This is a genomic window from Mycobacterium sp. VKM Ac-1816D (genome assembly GCF_000416385.1).
GTDB classification, from domain to species: domain Bacteria; phylum Actinomycetota; class Actinomycetes; order Mycobacteriales; family Mycobacteriaceae; genus Mycobacterium; species Mycobacterium neoaurum_A.
In genome coordinates, this window is the sequence record NZ_AOHQ01000123.1 from 90,752 (window position 1) to 108,665 (window position 17,914).

Annotated in this window: 17 protein-coding genes; 2 read left to right on the forward strand and 15 right to left on the reverse strand. The window is 68.0% G+C overall.

The window, feature by feature from the left end; all coding sequences use genetic code 11:
* Positions 1–37 precede the first annotated feature (37 nt).
* Positions 38–928, forward strand: coding sequence for a mycofactocin oligosaccharide methyltransferase MftM (gene mftM, locus G154_RS07210; protein WP_023986393.1), 891 nt, complete (start codon positions 38–40; stop codon positions 926–928).
* Here the strand turns inward: mftM and G154_RS07215 are convergent.
* The 8 genes from G154_RS07215 to G154_RS07250 form a co-directional block, all read right to left on the reverse strand.
* Positions 925–1,572: a response regulator transcription factor gene (locus G154_RS07215; protein WP_031601722.1), complete on the reverse strand. Its 648-nt coding sequence runs from the start codon at positions 1,570–1,572 to the stop codon at positions 925–927. The two genes, mftM and G154_RS07215, sit on opposite strands and share 4 nt — an antisense overlap.
* Positions 1,569–2,720, reverse strand: a complete 1,152-nt coding sequence (locus tag G154_RS07220; protein WP_155944843.1) for a sensor histidine kinase — start codon at positions 2,718–2,720, stop codon at positions 1,569–1,571. The genes G154_RS07215 and G154_RS07220 overlap by 4 nt, the downstream gene beginning before the upstream one ends.
* Positions 2,721–2,884: 164 nt before the next feature.
* Positions 2,885–4,081 (reverse strand): iron-containing alcohol dehydrogenase, encoded by a 1,197-nt coding sequence (locus G154_RS07225; protein WP_036479223.1) that lies wholly within the window; start codon positions 4,079–4,081, stop codon positions 2,885–2,887.
* Positions 4,082–4,234: 153 nt separating this feature from the next.
* Positions 4,235–5,728: a VWA domain-containing protein gene (locus G154_RS07230; RefSeq protein WP_019510717.1), complete on the reverse strand. Its 1,494-nt coding sequence runs from the start codon at positions 5,726–5,728 to the stop codon at positions 4,235–4,237.
* Entirely contained in the window at positions 5,725–6,666 is a 942-nt protein-coding gene (locus G154_RS07235) for a MoxR family ATPase (protein WP_023986396.1), read from the reverse strand. Before G154_RS07235 ends, G154_RS07230 begins: the two co-directional genes overlap by 4 nt.
* 123 nt (positions 6,667–6,789) lie before the next feature.
* Entirely contained in the window at positions 6,790–8,061 is a 1,272-nt protein-coding gene (mdo, locus tag G154_RS07240) for an NDMA-dependent methanol dehydrogenase (RefSeq protein WP_019510715.1), read from the reverse strand.
* 142 nt (positions 8,062–8,203) lie between these two features.
* Complete coding sequence (locus tag G154_RS07245; protein WP_019510714.1) at positions 8,204–9,637, reverse strand: HNH endonuclease signature motif containing protein; 1,434 nt, start codon at positions 9,635–9,637, stop codon at positions 8,204–8,206.
* A gap of 157 nt (positions 9,638–9,794) precedes the next feature.
* On the reverse strand, positions 9,795–10,679 hold the full coding sequence (locus tag G154_RS07250; protein WP_019510713.1) for an alpha/beta fold hydrolase: 885 nt from the start codon (positions 10,677–10,679) through the stop codon (positions 9,795–9,797).
* A gap of 53 nt (positions 10,680–10,732) precedes the next feature.
* On the opposite strand from G154_RS07250, the gene G154_RS07255 reads away from it, so the two are divergent.
* Complete coding sequence (locus G154_RS07255; protein ID WP_019510712.1) at positions 10,733–11,362, forward strand: helix-turn-helix domain-containing protein; 630 nt, start codon at positions 10,733–10,735, stop codon at positions 11,360–11,362.
* Here the strand turns inward: G154_RS07255 and egtE are convergent.
* The 7 genes from egtE to G154_RS07290 all read right to left on the reverse strand — a co-directional run bounded on the left by egtE (position 11,352) and on the right by G154_RS07290 (position 17,867).
* Positions 11,352–12,434 (reverse strand): ergothioneine biosynthesis PLP-dependent enzyme EgtE, encoded by a 1,083-nt coding sequence (gene egtE, locus G154_RS07260; protein WP_019510711.1) that lies wholly within the window; start codon positions 12,432–12,434, stop codon positions 11,352–11,354. The two genes, G154_RS07255 and egtE, sit on opposite strands and share 11 nt — an antisense overlap.
* A complete protein-coding gene (gene egtD, locus G154_RS07265; protein WP_019510710.1) occupies positions 12,431–13,369 on the reverse strand; it encodes an L-histidine N(alpha)-methyltransferase in 939 nt (312 codons plus the stop codon). Before egtD ends, egtE begins: the two co-directional genes overlap by 4 nt.
* A complete protein-coding gene (gene egtC, locus G154_RS07270) occupies positions 13,366–14,055 on the reverse strand; it encodes an ergothioneine biosynthesis protein EgtC (RefSeq protein ID WP_023986398.1) in 690 nt (229 codons plus the stop codon). The genes egtD and egtC overlap by 4 nt, the downstream gene beginning before the upstream one ends.
* Complete coding sequence (gene egtB, locus G154_RS07275; protein ID WP_019510708.1) at positions 14,048–15,328, reverse strand: ergothioneine biosynthesis protein EgtB; 1,281 nt, start codon at positions 15,326–15,328, stop codon at positions 14,048–14,050. The genes egtC and egtB overlap by 8 nt, the downstream gene beginning before the upstream one ends.
* Positions 15,325–16,575, reverse strand: coding sequence for an ergothioneine biosynthesis glutamate--cysteine ligase EgtA (gene egtA, locus G154_RS07280; protein WP_019510707.1), 1,251 nt, complete (start codon positions 16,573–16,575; stop codon positions 15,325–15,327). The genes egtB and egtA overlap by 4 nt, the downstream gene beginning before the upstream one ends.
* 83 nt (positions 16,576–16,658) lie before the next feature.
* A complete protein-coding gene (locus G154_RS07285; RefSeq protein ID WP_234713114.1) occupies positions 16,659–17,294 on the reverse strand; it encodes a sensor domain-containing protein in 636 nt (211 codons plus the stop codon).
* Between the two features lie 48 nt (positions 17,295–17,342).
* Positions 17,343–17,867: a hypothetical protein gene (locus G154_RS07290; protein WP_031601725.1), complete on the reverse strand. Its 525-nt coding sequence runs from the start codon at positions 17,865–17,867 to the stop codon at positions 17,343–17,345.
* Positions 17,868–17,914: the final 47 nt, after the last annotated feature.

The window sequence follows — 17,914 nt, forward strand, 5'->3', positions numbered from 1 at the left end:
GTGTGCGAGCACGCCGTTGTCAATAGCGTTGTCCACCATGACAGTTACGCTGCTCGGACCGGCGCGGGTCGATCCACTGGCCCCCACTCCGGCCGGTTCGTGGAGCGCGAACGGAGTACGCGTGGTCCGTGGCCGGCGGCCACACCGGGGCGACGATCCGACACTGTGCACGCCACGGTTCTGCGCATACCGCATCGGGGATCTGCTCACCGTCGAGCACGACCTGACCCCGGCGCAGTTGTCCGATGAGCTTGCGCTCTGGCTGACCGAGGAACTCGGCCCCAGCGGAATACTGCACTCGCAAGCCGATTTCGAGGCGGTGTTCACCGGAATCATCCGGTCGACCGTGCCCGGTGGTCTGGCGGCGTGGGTCCGCTTCTACCGCAACTCGCTGTACGCGCTGGAATCCGGTGCCGCCACCTTCTCCCCGATCCATGCGCGCGCCGCAGAGCTGGTCGTCGGCGAGCGATTGCTCGATCTCGGCTCGTGCTTCGGCTTCTTTCCACTGCGGATGCGCCGGTCCGGTCATCAGGTGGTGGCCACCGATCTGAGCGCACCGACCATGGGCCTGCTGGACAGCGTCGCCACCGCGCTGGAACGCCCAGTGCAGACGCTGGTGTGCAATGCGGCACGAGTTCCGCTGCCCGACAGCACCGCCGATACCGTGACCGTTCTGCATCTGCTCGAACACCTCGATGCGGATGCCGGTGCGCACGTGCTCGACGAGGCGTTGCGGCTGGCCCGCCGGCGGGTCGTGATCGCCGTGCCCTTCGAGGACGAGCCGCAGGCCTGCTACGGCCATGTCCGGCGCTTCGACATGGCCGTGCTACACGCGCTGGCCGCCCGCCACCGGGGTCTGTACGCCACGGTATCCGAGCACCACGGCGGATGGTTGGTGCTCGACCGTGCACCCGGATACCGACGCTAGATCAATCCGCGCTTGCTGGCGGCATAGACCGCCTCGGCCCGGCGGCTGACACCGAGCTTGCGCATGATGTTGCTGACGTGGAACTTGGCCGTCGTGGCCGAAATGAACAGCTGCTCACCGATCTTCGCGTTGGACAGTCCCGCGGCGAGCAGCCTGAGCACCTCCACCTCGCGGTCGGTCAGGTGTTCCCGCGCCTCGGCCCGGCCGTTGAGTGAGCGCACCACCGCTGCGGCGCTGCGCGCATCGAAGGCACTCTCACCCGCGGATATGGCCCTGATGGCGCGCACCAGCTCGGTGGTGTCGACATCTTTGACGACGTATCCGCGCGCACCGGCGTGCACCGCACGCACCACCAGGTCCTCGTCGAGGAAGGTGGTGAGCACCAGCAGGCCGAGGTCGGGGTGGGTGGCGGATAACTTGGCGCACAACGACAGTCCCTCGAAGTCGGAACCGGCGCTCAACTTGAGATCCAGCAGCACCACGTCGGGATGGACCGCGTCCACCATGGCGGCGGCCTCGGGTTCCGAGGATGCCTCACCCACCACCACCAGATCGTCCTCGCGTTCCAGCAGCGAGCGCAGGCCCTGGCGCAGGATGGCGTGGTCGTCGACCAGCGCCAGTCTGATCACGCGCGTGAGCGTCATCGGGGATGTCCTTCCCTAGGGATGGTGGCGACCACGCGGACACCACCGATGCGCGACCGTTGCACCGCGAACGAGCCTCCGTGTTCCCGGCAGCGGGCCAGCATATTGGCCAGTCCGCGGTGATGTCCGTCGACATCGGCGGCATCGGCGAGTCGCAACATCAGCCGCAGCTTGTCCGGATCACCGGTGCCGTCGTCGGAGATCGACAGCTGCACCGAATCCGTTCGGTACCGCAACCGCACGATGGCCCTGGTGGCCGCACCGTGCATGGCGGTGTTGAACAGCGCCTCACCCGCCACCCGCAGCAGCGCGTGCTCTATGCCACTGGGCAATTCGGCGACCGCGCCTTCGACCTTGAGGGTCACCCGAAGGTCTTCGGGCATGTGCACCGTCGCCAACTGCTCCAACATCTCCGGCAGCGTGGATCGGCCGGCATCCTCGGGGTGATTGAGCGCATAGATCGCCGATCGCAGTTGCTCGGTGGCAGAGCGGGTGAGCGTCTTGGCGATATCGAGCCGCTCGACCAGATCACCGTCGCCCCCGCGCGTGCCGATCTCACTGCGGCAGACCTCGATCTGCATACCGGCCGACAACACCGTCTGGGTCACGCTGTCGTGCAGTTCGCGCGCGATGCGGTGGCGTTCGTTGTCCAGCACCTGATGTCGTTGTACGGCACCGAGTTCGCGCTGGGTCGCCAGCAGTTCGGCGTTGCGCGCCTCCGACTGGGCCAACAACGCCTGGGATCGCTGGAACAACTCACAGTTGTGCAGCGCCACCGCGGTCTGGCTGGACAGGATGCGCATGACGGTTTCGTCGGTGCCGTCCAGGGTGCGGCTGGTCGGTGTCCATGCCGCGAAGGCGCCGCCGTCGAGCTCTATCGGTACGTGCGCGTGATGTAACTCGATGACCGGCAACCGGAACTGGGCCAACTGGCCGCGCAGAATATCGTTGAGCCGGTTGAGCACCGCGTCCGGCAGGTGCGGCACGGGATGCTTGGCCCCGGACAGACCTTCGAACGAATAGGCGTTTCCGTCCCCGTCCAGGATGAGATGTCGTGGCCGGGCCTCGGGAAGTGCACCGTCGGCCAGGGCGAGCAGCACCCATTCCGCGCCCAGGTGCACGCGGGCGGCGTCGGCGGCGGCCCGCACGAGCTTCTCCGGCCCGTTGACGGTCTGCACCAGCGCCCGCGAGATGGTGTCGAGGGCGGCGATGACCCGTTCGGTGCGTTGGGCGGCGACCCGGAACTCCGGGTAGAAGGTGGGTTTCCCCGACCGTACCCCGGTGAGCCGTTCCAGGTCCGGGGCGCGTGCCCTCACAGTGCGGCCCGGAACAACGCCCGCAGCTGATCCTCGTCGGCCGCGCGCGGATTGGTGGTGATGCACGCGTCGGCCATGGCGTTGCGGGCGAGCACCGCCACATCCTCCTCGCGCACGCCGAGGTCGGACAGACCCCGCGGAACGCCGACCTGGCGGGCCAACTCCTGCAGGCGATCAGCAAGTGCCAGTGCTGATTCCAGTGCCGGCGCCCTGGTGTCGGCAATCCCGAGACAACCGGCGATGGTGGCGAACGGTGCCGGGTCGGCCTCGGCGTTGAACCGCACCACATGCGGGAGCAGCACGCCGTTGATGACTCCGTGCGGCAGGTCGAGCAGCCCGCCGACCTGGTGGCTCATCGCGTGCGCCGCACCCAGAATCGCGTTGGTGAACGCCAATCCGGCTTCCAGGGACGCCTGGGCCATCAGCACGCGGGCGCTCATATCGTCGGGTTTGTCGATGGTGGTGACCAGGTTCTCGGTCACCATCACCACCGAGCGCAGCGCGTGGTGGTCGGTCAGTTGGTTGTGCCCCAGCGAGACGAAGGCCTCGATACCGTGCGTCAGTGCGTCCAGACCCGTTGCTGCATTGAGCCATTCGGGCATCGTGGTCAGCAGCCGGGGATCGATGACAGTGACATCGGGCACCAGCGCCCGGCCCAGGATGGTGATCTTGGTGTTGCGGGTGGTGTCGGTGACGATGCAGAACTGCGACACGTCGGCGCCGGTTCCCGAGGTCGAGGGCAGCACTACCAACGGCGGGATCGGCATCGTGGCCTTGTCGACACCCGCATAGTCCAGGATGTCTCCGCCGTTGGCCGACAGGATCGCGATGCCCTTGGCGGCATCGATGACCGACCCGCCGCCGAGGGCGATCAGCACATCGCAGCCCTGGGATCGGTAGAACTCGTGGCCCGCGGTGATCTCATGGTCCTTGGGATTGGGGGTCAGCGCACTCCACACCTGGGGCTGCACTCCCTGCGCGCGCAGCTGCGCGACGAGTTCGTCGACCCAACCCGCCTCGATCAGACCCGGATCGGTCACCAACAGCGGCCGCATGCCGCCGAGGCGCAGCGCGGAGTGCGCGGCCTCGGCCATCGAGTCGATCCCGAAGACGATCTCGGGGGCGTGGAACTTGAGCAGCCGGGTGGGCACCCGGTCCGCCACCGTCGCACTGGCCTGTTGTGTGATCCACATAACAGGACCAGCGTACGTCGCCGTTGCGGCACAACCAATGTGCAGGTGGACAGGTACCGACCTACCCGATCGGGTAGGTACCGGGGCGAGCGAAGCGACGGGATCAAGACCCGGGGCGAGCGAAGCGACGGGATCAACACCCGAGGCGAGCGGTCACGACAGGGCGTGGGCGAGTTCAGCGGCCTTGGCGATCAGCTGGTCGGCGTCGCTGGCCACCACGACCTGGTCGCACACCTGCGCGTAGTCGGGCATCGCGCAGGTCGCCTGGCGCCAGTAGCGCTGTGGTTCCGGCGTGACCCAGGCCAGCCGGTGCACCCGCCGGCGCAGCGCCCGCAGCCGGTCCACGCCCGGGGCCAGGCCCCCGCTGCGGCCGTCGCCGACGATCAACACCGCGGTCCGGGAATCGAGTGAGTCGGCCTGGCCTGCCAGCATCTCGTCGAAGACCTGCCCGTAGTCGCTGCTGGCCTGCAGGTCCAGCCGACCGTCGGCCAACACGGCCGCCAGCGCATCGTCCCCACCGGCCCGCAACAGGATGTCGGTGACATCGACGGGTCGGTCGACGAACGCCATCACCCGGCACCGGTGCGCGCGCCGGTGCATGGCCTGGGCCAGTCGCAGGGTGAATGCGGTGACCGGGCGCACCGAGAGTGATACGTCGGCGATCACCACCAGCCTGATCCGATCCGGTAAGGGCGTCTTGGTCATCAGGCGGAACGGAACGCCGCCGGTGCGCATGCTGGCCCGCACGGTGCGGCGCATGTCCAGGCGTCCGCGACCGCGTTCGCGCGGACGAGGCCGTGGCGCCCCGCGCATGCGGCGCAGCACCTCGTGGCAGGCGAGGTCGATATCGGCGGCAAGGCCGACCTCGGCCCCGTGATCGGGCTCGGTCGGCTCGGCGACCAGCCCGGCCCGCTGCGCCAATGCCTCGACAAACCCTTCGACGGCTTTGGTCAGTTGCTGCAACTGTTCGGCGGTCAGCGGTTCGCCGGCGTCACCGCCGTAGGTGGCGGCGGGGTCGTAGGCATCCAGCCACGCCAGGATCGCGTCGGGATCGTCGAAACTCAGGGTGCCCGCGACGATGGGCGCCACCGAGTCGGCCAGATCACCCGCCATCGCCGCAGCGGCCCGGTCGACCTCTACGGTGTAGCGCATCCCGCGCCGGCCCCCGTCGGATTCGGCGGACACGGTCAGCCGATCGTCGGCGCCGGTCACACTGAAGTCGTCGTCGTCCTTATGCGGATTGAATCCCTTGGTGGCCTCGGGGGTATCGAAGTGCTCACCGACCTCGGCGGCGCGTTCGTTGTATTCGGCGTATCTGCCGATCGAGCTGTCGTCGTCGATCTCCAACTGGTCGGGCAGGCCCGCTCCGGTGTGTGCACGGCTCGGGCCGGCCACCGCATCGTGGGGTTCGACCGGGTGGGTGTCGAACATCGCCGCGAAGGCGCGCTCGAATCCGTGTTGTTCCCGATCGTATTTGGCGCATGTTGCCCGCAGTCCGGCGCGCAGGGCGGTCGTGTCCGCGGCACCGAGCAGCGCCAGCACCCTGCGCACCTCGATCACCTCGGCCGGGGAGGTCGCGACCCCGGCTCGGCGCAGCAGTTGCCCGAACGCCGCGGCGACCCAGTCCAGGATCTGCGCCGGTGTCACCGTCGCCCACCCCTGCCCCGGAACGCCGAGGTGGTGGTGTTGGCGGGTCTGCCTGCCACGGTCACCCGCTCGCCCGGCGATGCTGTTGGCGTCGAGGTCGGCGATGAGGTCGGTGCTGGTTCACTGGCGAAGTGCCGCAACGCGATATCGCGGTCGCTGGTGAACTTGACCAGCGCCGAGAGCAGCACCGTGCGGTCTACGTCGGAGCCGAGCAGGGCCGCTGCCCTGGCACCGTCGATCACCTCGGAGATCGACGGACTCTTGCGCAACGGAAGCTCCCGAAGGGTCCTTGCGAGTTCGACGACATCGGCGACGACCTCGGATTCGACCTGCGGGGCCCGCACCCCGACGATCTCCCGTTCCCGTTGCGGCGTAGGGAAACCCAGATGGTAGTGCAGGCACCGGCGCTTCAGCGCCGCCGACAGTTCGCGGGTGTCGTTGGACGTGAGCACCACCCAGGGCACCGACCGCGCGGTGAAGGTACCGATCTCGGGGATGGTGACCTGGCGTTCGGCGAGCACCTCCAGCAGCAGCGCCTCCATCGCCTCCTCGGTGCGGTCGACCTCGTCGATCAACAGCACCACCGGTTGTTCGGAGAGCACCGCCTCCAGCAGCGGCCGTCGTAACAGGAAGCCCTCGGTGTAGACGTCCCCACCGTTGCCCATCTGCACGTGCAGCAGCTGTTTGGCGTAATCCCATTCGTAGAGCACGCGGTTGTCGTCGAGACCCTCGTAACACTGCAGACGGATCAACCGCCTGCCGCCGGCGGTGGCAAGCGCCTTGGCGAGTTCGGTCTTGCCGACCCCCGCGGGACCCTCCAACAGCAACGGCCGGTCCAGTGCGGTGGCCAGGTGCACCACGGTGGCCAGGTCGTCGTCGATGACGTAATCCTGGCGACGCAGCGCCTCGGCCAGTTCGGCTGCACCGGTGAATGTCATCGCGTCGTCGCGCACGGGTTCTTCGGATCGGGACAGGGATGCGGTGGTCACGGCAACCTCCGGTGGAGGTGCACGGCAGGGGCGGACCGAGGTGGACGGATCGGCCCCTGCCGTGGCACCGGGTCAGTAGGACGAGTTGATGGCGTGTCCGACAACAGGAACCATCGACTCGACGGTGACCTCGCGCGGATTGCCCGGCGTGCACCAGTCGTCCTGGATGTGCTCGGAGATGGCCAGCACGGTCTTGTCGTCGCCCTTGATGACCTCGCCACGACCCGCGTACTTACCGGTGTTCATCCGGTTCTTGTCATAAGAGTCGGTGCGGACGGCGGAGAAGTTGTCCGGGATGCCGACATCCTGGGAGAGCCGGATCGCCGCCTCCACGGCGGCATCGGCGGCCTGCACCGTGGTCATGTTCCGGGTGTCGACGCCCATCGCCGTGGCCAGCTGCGCGTAGCGCTCGTAGCGCGAGGGCAGGTTGTACTCCCACACCCGGGGCAGCGCGATGGCGTTGTTGAGGCCGTGGTGGCTGTCGAAGAACGCGCTGACGGCGTGGCTGATCGAGTGCACGATGCCGAGGCCACCGGAGTTGAATGCCTGCCCGGCGATGTACTGCGCGTTCATCATGCCTTCGCGCGCCTTGAGGTTACGCGGCTCGAAGACGGCCTCGCGCAGGTGTTTGGCGACGAGTTCCACCGAGTACAGGGCGTTTCCGAGCGACGGTGCGAAGTCCAGCCGGGACACGAAGGGCTCACTGCCGTGGGCAAGGACGTCGAACCCGCAGTAGGCGGTGAAGTGCTGCGGGCAGGTGTAGTACAGCAGCGGGTCGTCGATGGCCAGGGTGACGATGGTGGCCTCGTCGAAGCCGACCCACTTGTGCGGGTGCTCCATATCGGAGGTGTCGGTGATGACGTAAGCCCAGGAGGTCTCCGAACCCGTTCCCGCCGTGGTGGATACCGCGATATGCGGCGGGTTCTCCTTGTTGGTGGACTTGGCGAAGCCCTCGAACTCGTTGATGTTGCGGCCGTCGTGCGCGATGACGACACGGGCGCCCTTGGCGGCGTCATGGCTGGAGCCACCGCCGATGGAGATGATGCTGTCGCACTTTTCCTGCTGGTAGAGCGCCGCGGCCTCCATGACGTTGTAGTCCTTGGGGTTGGACTCCACCTTGTCGTAGAGCACGACCTCGACGCCCTGGTATTCGATCTTGCCGGTCAGTTCCTCGATGATGCCCGAACCGCGCAGGCCGGTGGTCATCAGCAGGGTGCGCTTGAAACCGAGGTTCTTGGCCTCGACACCGATGATGTCGTGGGCGCCCACACCGAGCAGGGCGCGCGGGAACGGATGGAACTCCTTGATCGGAAAATCCCAAATCTGGTTCAGCTCAATGGCCATTGGACGACTCCTCGCGGTATCGGACGGGTGGTGCACCCGGTAGAGATACCGTTGCCCGGCGTGGCGCGCATCACAATGGCTTCGGCTCAGGACCCGCCGTCCGGCGCACCGAAACTGCCCGATCGGGTAGGTCGGCCGGCCGTCAGAAGGGCGGGGGTTCGTAGTGGGCGGCGATGCGGGCTTGTTCCTGTTGTTCCCGCTCGTCGACTCGACACCGGTTCGCCGCGCGTTCGGCGGTGATGCGGCGGGTGCGGTCTTCGGCGCGGGAGCGGTCGCGGGTGGGCATTTTCAGGCAGCGCTTCGCGTTGACGGGCAGGCTGGGTTGCAGCGAAGGCTCGCCGGTGGGGTCGCCCAGGCCGGTGAACCAGTGTCCGCCCTCGGGTTCGGTGGTGTAGACGTGCCCGGTCGGCGAGGTCCATACGACGGTGCCGTTGGCCAGTTGTGTGTCGCGCCAGTCGTGGAACGTTTTCAACAGATGGTGCGCCCGGCACAGGCATTTCAGGTTCGAGGGGTGGGTGGGCCCGGCCGGGTATGGGACGGTGTGGTCGATATCGGTGTTCCAGGCCGGCACATCGCAGCCCGGGAAGCGGCACGTCAGGTCCCGGCAGCGGATGAACTCGCCCAGTGTCGTAGACGGGAAGCGGCCGGCCTCGACGGTGATGGCGGCCGGCTCGACCGTGCGGACCCTCGCGTTGCGTCGGGCCTCGTCGACGGCAGGCAGGCCGATGTGTCCGTAGCCGGGAACGATGCCCAGACCGCCGACCGAATCGGCGACCAGGTGCACGATCAGACTGGCGCACGGCACGCCACTGGACACCGTCAGCGGCTCTGCCGGGCAACCGGATTGACCGCACCGACACGTCAGGGGCTTACCGATGAACACCGCGAAGAAGGCGTCCGAGCGGCGTTGATCCCTGGTACGCGGATCGGTGGGACACACCGAGTCGGCCATCGCATCGAGGACGGCGTTCATCGCGGCGAGCGCAGCGAGGTCGATGCGGCCCCAAATCTCGGCGGTGCCGTCGCCGTTGGGACAACCCCCGATCTCACGGTCGCGGCGGATCTGGTCCCGGATCCGCACCGCCTCGGGGTCCTGGGCTGCGATGACGGCGTTGATGCGGGCCTCGATCTTCGGCTCGGACAGCCGCACCCAGCTGACGGCTTTCTCCGCCAGACGCTCATCGACACGAGCCAAGATCTCGGGGTCCTGGATGAGTTCGGTGCGCGACACGATCGCCGCCAACATCCGGTAGTCCACCAATCCACTTTTGGCGGTCGCGAGCTCCCGGGGCAGCCGGGTGTACAACGCGATCGCCATCCGAACCTGCGCAGCGGCCCGGCACCGGCTCAACGCCAATGCCGCAGCAACCTCGGCGACCAGGCTGCTGTGCCCGTCGATGGCCCAGCACAGTTTCTCGGTGTCATCATCGGGAGCGCGCACGTCGTAGAGCTGGCCGATGGCGAACAACCGGCGTGCACCGCACGCATTCTCCTCACGGGCCTCGGCACCGATGTTGTCCACCGCTTGCCAGGCCGCCCGCTCCTCGGCCTCGAAGGCCGCCATGGCGTTCTTCATGAATAGAACACTAGTTCGATGGTCCGACACGTTGCGGCTCGACAGAAGATGTCCCCACCGATTAGGCGGACTAGCGAAACCCTTACAGAGAGCCCAGTTTCAAGGACTCTCGATCCCCGGTGTCTAGCCACGCTAATCGACGGGGACCCAGTGGACCCTAGGGGCCCGAGGACCACCCGCGGAACGCGGCGACGAACTCCTCCGGCGCGTCCGACTCCACATAGAGTCCGGCGTCCTTGACGATCACGGTCTGGTGATCGGGGAACTCGCGTTCCAGCCGTTCGCGCTCCTGCGGCCGGAAGGCGATATCGGCGTCACCCCAGATGATCAGCGTGGGCAGATGCGCGATGGCAGGCAACCCGGCCTCGACCGCTGCGAAGAACGCGCGGCCGGACAGCACCGCGCCGGGGAGCACCGCGCTCGCCTGCCGGCGGGCCGGGGTGTCCAGCGCCCGCCGGTAGTGCTCCATCTCGGAATCGGAGGGCTTGCGGCGCTTGTGCCCCACCGGGATGAAGGCGCTGACGAGAAGGTTGAACTGGCGGACCAGCAGACGGGTCAGCGGTCCGCCCATGATGTGCCCGAACGCCTCGAAGTGCAGGATGCCGTTGACCGGCCATGCCCACGTGTTGGCCAGGACCAGACGCCGGAAAACCTCCGGGCGGCGCTGCGCAACGGCCAGCCCGATCAGCCCACCCCAGTCCTGCCCGACCAGCGTCACATCGCCCAGATCGAGCTCGTCGACGAAAGAGGTCACCACCTCCGCGTGTTCCCGAGGTGTGAACCGGTAGCCGGACCGGGCCGTCGACAGCCCGAAGCCCGGGTAGTCCAGCGCTATGCAGCGGTAGTCGCGCCGCAGCTCCCGCACGACGTCACGCCACAGGAACGACCAGGTCGGATTGCCGTGCAGCAGCAGCAAGATGGGGCCGGAACCCTCGTCGATGTAGTGCACGCAATGCCCGTCGATATCGACGAATCGACTCTCGAAGGGGAACAGTTCGTCATCGACCCAATCCGGCCGGACGCGCTTCGCAGTATCGGTCATCACTTGACGTTCTCATATACACTTTATATTCTCAAGCGATTGGAGAATGTGTGATGCGCCGTTACGGCCAATACTGCGGGCTGGCCCGCTCACTGGAGATCGTGGGCGATCGATGGAATCTGCTCATCGTCCGCCAGCTGCTGATCGCGCCGGCCCGCTACCGTGATCTGGTCGCCGGGCTGCCGGGGATCGCCACCAACCTGCTCGCCGACCGCTTGCGCGAACTGGAATCGGCGGGCGTCGTCGAACGCCGGCTCGGCGACGGCAGCACAGTCGAGTACGCCCTCACCCCCTGGGGCGCCGAACTACGCGAGCCCATCGAGGGTTTGATCCGCTGGTCCACCCCGCTGATGGTGCGCGGACCCGAGGGCGACACGTTCCGTCACGAGTGGCTGACCCTCGCGATCCCGGCCCTGCTGTCCGCCCGCGCGAAGGTCCGTGCCACCGTGTCGATCGGTCTCGCCGGTGAGGATATGGCCCTGCAGCTCAACGCTTCCCGTACGGGTTTCACGGTGGGGACTCCCGACGGTCGCGAACTGGCCGGCACGCTGCACGCCGCACCCGAATACATCCTCGGTCTGGCCGCAGGGGCCCTGACCATCGACGATGCCCGCGCCCTCGGGTTGATCGAGATCGACGGTGACGAGGCTGCCGTCCGATCGATCCTAGGCGCTACGAGCTGACGGCCACCAACGCCGCGGCGAATTGCTCCAGATCCGCTGCCGAGCCGTCGACATGCGGGGACACCCGCAGCACCGGCCCGTCCATCTCGTGGGGCGCCCGACCCACCTCGCACGCGGTGGTGATGATCCCGTGCTCGGCGATCAGCCGCGCCCGCACCACCGCCGGTTCGGCCCCGTCGAGCGGACGCAGCGTGGTGATCGCACTGGGCTCGGCGGCCGGCTCGACGACCTGCCAGCCCGCGATATCGGCCAGCACACCGCGGGTCAGCGCGCCGATCTCGGCCAGCCTGGCCTGGGTGTTCGCCGGCCCGTCGGCCAGATGCTCTCCCAAGGCCAGCGAAAAGCCAAGCCGGGAACCGATATTGGCCTCGTGCAGTTCCATCGGGGCCCACCGCGGCACCAACTGCGCATACAGTTCGGGCCGCACCGCCAGCGCACCGACACCCCGGGGCCCGGCCAGCCATTTACGCGACGACGTGTAGAGGACGTCGGGACCCACCGCACAGTCGACGTGTCCCAGCCCCTGCGCGGCATCCACCACCAACGGCAATCCGAGATCGCGGCATACCTGCGCGAGCTCGGCCAGCGGCTGGACGATCCCGCGGTGGCTGCCGAGCACCGTCAGATGCACCAGCGCAGGCGGGTCGGCACGCAGCACCGCGGCCGCAGCGTCGACGCGCAATCGGCCCGACTCGTCGACCGGCAGCAGCCGCGCCTCGAACCCGTTGGCTGCCATGATCGTGAGGTTCGGGCCGTACTCACCGTGCAGGCAGGCCAGCGTCCGGGGCCCCTGCCAGCTGCTCAGCAGCAGGTCGAGTGCATGGTTCGAGCCGGTGGTGAAAACGACCTCGGCCTCGGCCATACCGGCCAGCGCCCGGACCGCGGCCCGTCCCGCGTCGAGGGCAGGAGCTGCGGCCTCGCCGGCGACGTAACCGCCGACCTCGGCCTCGTGTCGGGCATGTGCCGCGGCCACCTCGATCACGGCGTTGCTCTGCCGCGAACACGCCGCACTGTCCAGATGCACACCGGCCACCGGCACCCGGGCGGCACGCCATTGCTCGGACAGGCTCATTTGACTGCCAGGGACACACCGAAATCGCCGGCCGGATCCGTCCACCAATGGGTGCGGGTCAGACCGGCCGCCGCCAGCTCGTCGGCGATACCGGCGGCCCGGAACTTGCACGAGACCTCGGTCAGCATTTCCTCGCCGGCCTCAAAGTCCACCGTCAGATCCAGGTCGCGGACGTGAACCCGTTGCGCCAGGGTCGATCTCAACCACATCTCGATGCGCTCTTCGGTGTCGTTCCACTTGGCCACATGGGCGAACGTCGACGGGTCGAAGTCGGCACCGAGTTCACGGTTCACCACGGCGAGCACATTGCGGTTGAACGCCGCGGTCACCCCGGCCGCATCATCGTAGGCGCGCACCAGCCGATCGACATCCTTGACCAGATCGGTTCCCAGCAGCAGCGAGTCACCCGGCTGCATCGTATCGGCCACGGCGGCAAGGAAATCGGCACGCGGTCCCGCGGTCAGGTTGCCGATGGTCGAGCCGAGGAACACCACCATCCGCCTGCCGACCTTCGGGATGGTCGGCAGGTCCTCCTCGAAATCGCCGCATACGGTGTCGATGTCGAGATCGGGATACTCGGCGTGCAGGGCGGCCGCGGCCGCGCCGAGCACCGACGGGTCGACATCGAAGGGGATGAACCGGCGCAGCGCACCGCGCGCGCGGAATGCGTCCAGCAGCAACCGCGTCTTCTCCGAGGTACCGCTGCCCAGTTCGACGAGGGTGTCCGCACCGGATACCTCGGCGATGTCCGCGGCGTGCTCACCGAGGATCTTCGCCTCGGTGCGCGTCGGGTAGTACTCCGGAAGTCTGGTGATCTGATCGAACAGATCACTTCCGACACTGTCGTAGAACCACTTGGGCGGCAGCGACTTCGGGCTCCGACGCAGACCTTCGGACACATCGCGGCGCAGCGAGTTTTCCAGGCGGGTGGTCATCGAGATCCTTTCAGAGGGGTGAGCTTCAGGCCTGTCGCCGCCACCTCGACGAGGTGCCGGTCGGGGATGTCGAGCCAGGCCGGGTCGTCGTCGTAGGGTTCGCTGGCCAACACCACGCCATCGGCCCGGTCCAGTGCGAACAGGGTGTCGCCCCACGTCGTGGCGAGTAACCGGGAACCGTCACCGGCCAGGATGTTCAGCCGCGCGCCGGGATCGCGGGCACCGATCTCGGCGATGGTCTCCCCGAGTGACCCGAGGCCGCGGTCGAAGATGTGCGCCGCCAAGACCGCACTGTCGACGGTCGATTCCGCGTCCCGGGTGACCGGGAGCACCGCGCGGTCGACGACTCCGTTGTGCGACAGCAGCCAGCTGCCGTCGGTGAACGGTGCCGAGGCCGATGATTCGATCGGCATGCCCACCGTGGCCGAACGCACCGCCGCCACGATGCATCCGCTGCGCAACGTCGGGGCCACCGATGCGAACGACGCGTCCCCCCACAGCGGTTTGTCACTGCGCCACCGCCGCGGGCCCTCGTCGAAGAACCCGACACCCCATCCGTCGGCATTGACGGTGCCGTGCTTCTGCCGCCGTGGCGCATAGGACTGCACCAATAGTCCGCTGGGCGGATCGAATACCACCGATGCCACCGACACCGGCTCTCCGAGCCAGCCCAGATGTCTACACATCCCAGGCCAACCGCAGGCCCGAGAAGATCTGCCGCCGGATCGGGTGGTCCCAGTTGCGAAAGCTGGGCCGCAGGATGTCGCCGGCCACCGCCCACGCGCCGCCACGCAGCACGCGATAATCCCCTGTCGACGCATCGCTGTCGAAGAAGGGCACGCTGTAGCGGTCATAGATCATCGGGGTGAATCCCGGCCACGGCCGCAGCGGCGAGGAGGTCCATTCCCACACGTCACCGAGCATCTGCTCCACCCCGTAGGCGGACGCGCCGCCGGGGTAGGCCCCGACCGGGGCCGGCCGCAGCGACCGCCCGCCCAGGTTGGCCCGCTCGGCATCGGGTTCCACTGCACCCCAGGGGTATCGACGCCGCATCCCGGCAACGGGATCCCAGGCACATGCCTTCTCCCATTCGATCTCGGTGGGCAGCCGTGCACCGGCCCACGCGGCGTACGCCTCGGCCTCGAAGTAGGTGATGTGCTGCACCGGCTCGTCGCCCGGGATGTCCTCGCGATAGCCGAAGCGGGTGCGGCTGCCATCACTGTTCCAGAACCCCGGCGCCATCAGGTCGGCCCGCTCCCGGTGCGCCCAACCGGCATCCGACCACCACCGCCGCGTGCGGTAACCCCCGTCGGCCATGAACGCACGCCATTCGGCATTGGTGACCGGAACCCGGCCGATCCGGAATGCGTCGACCTCGACGGTGTGCGCGGGGCGCTCGTTGTCCAACGAGTACGGCTCCTCGGCGGCGTCGACCCCCAGGATGAACGGGCCGCCGGGGATCAGCACCGATGTGCCCGCCACGCCGGACCTGCCGACCGGTAGCGGTGATCCCGGGGGCAGGATCGGCGGCCCGGAGCGCAGATTCAGTGCCTGCAACATGGTCTCGTCGTGTTGGTTCTCATGGGAGATGACCAGGCCGAACGGGAACAGCTCGGTGCTGTGTTCCAGGGTCTCGAGGACGCGGTTGCGCACATCGCGGCAATAGGTCCTGGCGTCGGTGGGCGGCAACAACGGCAGACCGACCCGGCTGGCCCGGGAATGCTCGAAGGCGTCGTAGAGCTTCTCCACGGCCGGCGTGAGCATGCCGGGAGCGGCGGAGTTCCCGCCACGCAACAGCCAGAACTCCTCCTGCTGACCGATATGGGCCAGGTCCCATACCAACGGACTCATCAGCGGGTCGTACTGGCGCACCAGTTCGGCGTCGTCGAAGTCGACAAGTGCCAGGGTGCGATCACGCGCCCTGGTGAGCTCGGCGGCCAATAGGTCAGGTGTGCTCACTCATCGCCTTCCACACGTTCGGTGATCGCGGACGCAAGACCCAGGTGGTGTACCCGTTCGGTGAAGTCGTCGGCGGGGCTCCTACCCTCGTGCACATTGGTCAGTAGCCGGTTCATCGCCGCGGCCAGTTCGGCGGGCGCATGTTCGGCCGCCGCACCCACGCAACGGCGGGCGGCGGTGTGCAACTGGGGGTCGGCGAGTCCGAACCGTGCCGCCCGGTCCCAGGCCGAGGCCACCGGTTGGGTTGCCGCCCTGGCGATCTCGGCCGCTTCGGGATTATCCAGCAGGGTCGCCAGGGTGAAGGCCACCGCAGGCCAGACCGTGTCGGGAACGCTGTCCAGATAGCGGATCTCCAGCCAGCGGCGCGGGCGCACCGGCGGGAACAGTGTGGTCAGGTGATAGGCGAGATCCTCGGCCGTCGGCGACCGCCCGCCCACCGCGACGCGCCCGTCGGCCCAGTCGGCGAAGGAGACGAATTCCGTCATCGGCACCGCCTCGGGGGTACGGACGAGCATCACCGGCGCCCGCAGCGCATAGTTCGCCCAGTCGGCCGCCGGATCGTCACCGCGGTCGCCCAGGACCGGCCCGCAACGTGCCGAGTCGAGCTGTCCCCAGACACGCTGCCGGGTGCTGCGCCAGCCGGTGAACTCGCCGTTCAGCAGCGGCGAATTGGCCGACAGCGCGATCATGGTGGGTCCCAGCGCGTGCGCCAGCCGTACCCGGTCCGCCCACCCTTCACGCGGGCCCGCCTCGACATTGAGTTGCATCGAGGCCGTCGAGGTCATCATCGCCGCGCCGGCCGCACCGGTACCCGTCGCGGTGAAGAACTGCTCCATCGCCCGGTAGCGGGCACCGGGGTTCACCCGCTGCGTCGGCCGCAACGGGTCGGTGCCCATTAGCACCAATCCCAGTCCATGCTCGGCGAAGTAGGTGCTCAACACGCGGCGATCGGCCATCATGGCACTGCTCGCGGTGACCACGTCGGCACGCGGCGGGCCGGAGAGTTCGACGGCCCCGCCGGGCTCGACGGTGATGACGCTGCCCCCGGGTAGCGCAGGCGCCGCGGCGATGAGGGCGCTCAGTTCCTCCCAGCCGGGCCTGCGCATCGGATCCGTCAGGTCGAAGCAGTGCGCCTCGACCTCCAAGCCGACCGTGCCGACCGGGCCGTCGTGCAGACACGATGCGGCGATCGCGGCCGCGGTCTGTCCGGACGGACAATCCACGTCCCACGCAGTGGTGGCCGACATCGGAACCACCCCTCCCCGATCAGGACCCTGTCTCACTCAATCTTCCAGAGGGGTCTGACATATTCCCAGGGATTTGATCGACGCTATTGACCCAGGGTGTTCTGCATTGCTCCGGCCAGCACGTTCACCGCCGGTCCGCCGTTTCCGGGTTGGCAGACTTTCGCCTGCAGCAGAACGTTCTCCCGTAACCGGGTCTGGGTGAAGCACCGACGGTCAATACCCGCCTCCTGTTTGACCCAAACCGCATCGGTCGGCGTGGTCGTCCCCGCCGAGAACGTCCAGACCTGCGTCACGAAATTCTCCAGGTGCATGGCCGTCGTCTGCCCCGCGCAGCCGGCCGTCCGATCCGTGACGCGCTGGTAGGCCCGTGTCGCGGCATCAGAGGTCGCGAAGACCCCGACGGCCTGCTTGACCAGACGGGTGGTGTCCGTCGCCGATGTCTGGGCGAGCGCACTCTTGAACGAGGCCAGGTCCGGGTCGGCGTACACATCGGGCAACCCGATATCGGCCCAGTTGTTGCAGGCCGGGTTGTCGACGTAGAAGGCCTGACCAGGCGCGGTGAACTCGGCCCCCCAAGACAGCGGGGCTCCGACGATATTGCTCACCGAGCCCTTCGGGAGCACGGCATAGCCGACCACCCCTGGATCGGACGGCCTGGCCCAGGCCGCGGGCACCGCGGTGAGGCTGGTCAGCATGGCTCCGGACATGACCGCTGCCATGACCGCGACGGCGTACCTCAGGCGCATGGCACCGATCATGCCAGCGGATCAGAACAGCGTCTGCGTGCAGTACGTGCGGGCCGGCTGCGGGTAGGGCCAGGCATACGTGCCCGCGGCCGCCGGGCATGCCGACTGGTCACGGACGTCCAACCGCTGCGTGACCTGCACCAGCACACCTTGGCCACGGTCGCGGCAGTCGGCCTTCTCGACCAGCCCGATCGGCATCTCCATCAGATAGCACTGATTGGCCACCAGGTTGGGCACCAGGCACAACCGTGCGGTCGACGGGTCGGCGTAACCGGTGGGCAGGTGCTGATACTCGGCGGTCGGGCACTCACCGGCGGCATCGGTGGTGGCGCCGACGGTGTAGCTGGGATCTGCCGTGCACGACGCCTCGGTGGCGCGGGCGGGGTCGGGGGCAGGCGCCTGGCCCGCGTCGATCTGGACGCAGTCACCCACGGCGAAGACGGTGGCGGCCGCGATATCGGGTTCGCGACCACCACACGCCACCAGCGTCGCCGCTACCACGAAAACTCCGACCAGCACGGCAAGGCGCGAAGTTCGGCGTGTCATGGTTAGCGACACTCTCACGACTGAGCCGCAAGTGCCAAGAGTTACAG

Bases quoted from the DNA above. Each gene is read 5' to 3' on its own strand.
- mftM (WP_023986393.1), top strand. From the start codon at position 38: ATGACAGTTACGCTGCTCGGACCGGCGCGGGTCGATCCACTGGCCCCC.
- G154_RS07215 (WP_031601722.1), bottom strand. From the start codon at position 1,572: ATGACGCTCACGCGCGTGATCAGACTGGCGCTGGTCGACGACCACGCC.
- G154_RS07225 (WP_036479223.1), bottom strand. From the start codon at position 4,081: ATGTGGATCACACAACAGGCCAGTGCGACGGTGGCGGACCGGGTGCCC.
- G154_RS07235 (WP_023986396.1), bottom strand. From the start codon at position 6,666: ATGACATTCACCGGTGCAGCCGAACTGGCCGAGGCGCTGCGTCGCCAG.
- mdo (WP_019510715.1), bottom strand. From the start codon at position 8,061: ATGGCCATTGAGCTGAACCAGATTTGGGATTTTCCGATCAAGGAGTTC.
- G154_RS07245 (WP_019510714.1), bottom strand. From the start codon at position 9,637: ATGAAGAACGCCATGGCGGCCTTCGAGGCCGAGGAGCGGGCGGCCTGG.
- G154_RS07250 (WP_019510713.1), bottom strand. From the start codon at position 10,679: ATGACCGATACTGCGAAGCGCGTCCGGCCGGATTGGGTCGATGACGAA.
- G154_RS07255 (WP_019510712.1), top strand. From the start codon at position 10,733: ATGCGCCGTTACGGCCAATACTGCGGGCTGGCCCGCTCACTGGAGATC.
- egtE (WP_019510711.1), bottom strand. From the start codon at position 12,434: ATGAGCCTGTCCGAGCAATGGCGTGCCGCCCGGGTGCCGGTGGCCGGT.
- egtD (WP_019510710.1), bottom strand. From the start codon at position 13,369: ATGACCACCCGCCTGGAAAACTCGCTGCGCCGCGATGTGTCCGAAGGT.
- egtC (WP_023986398.1), bottom strand. From the start codon at position 14,055: ATGTGTAGACATCTGGGCTGGCTCGGAGAGCCGGTGTCGGTGGCATCG.
- egtA (WP_019510707.1), bottom strand. From the start codon at position 16,575: ATGTCGGCCACCACTGCGTGGGACGTGGATTGTCCGTCCGGACAGACC.
- G154_RS07285 (WP_234713114.1), bottom strand. From the start codon at position 17,294: ATGGCAGCGGTCATGTCCGGAGCCATGCTGACCAGCCTCACCGCGGTG.
- G154_RS07290 (WP_031601725.1), bottom strand. From the start codon at position 17,867: ATGACACGCCGAACTTCGCGCCTTGCCGTGCTGGTCGGAGTTTTCGTG.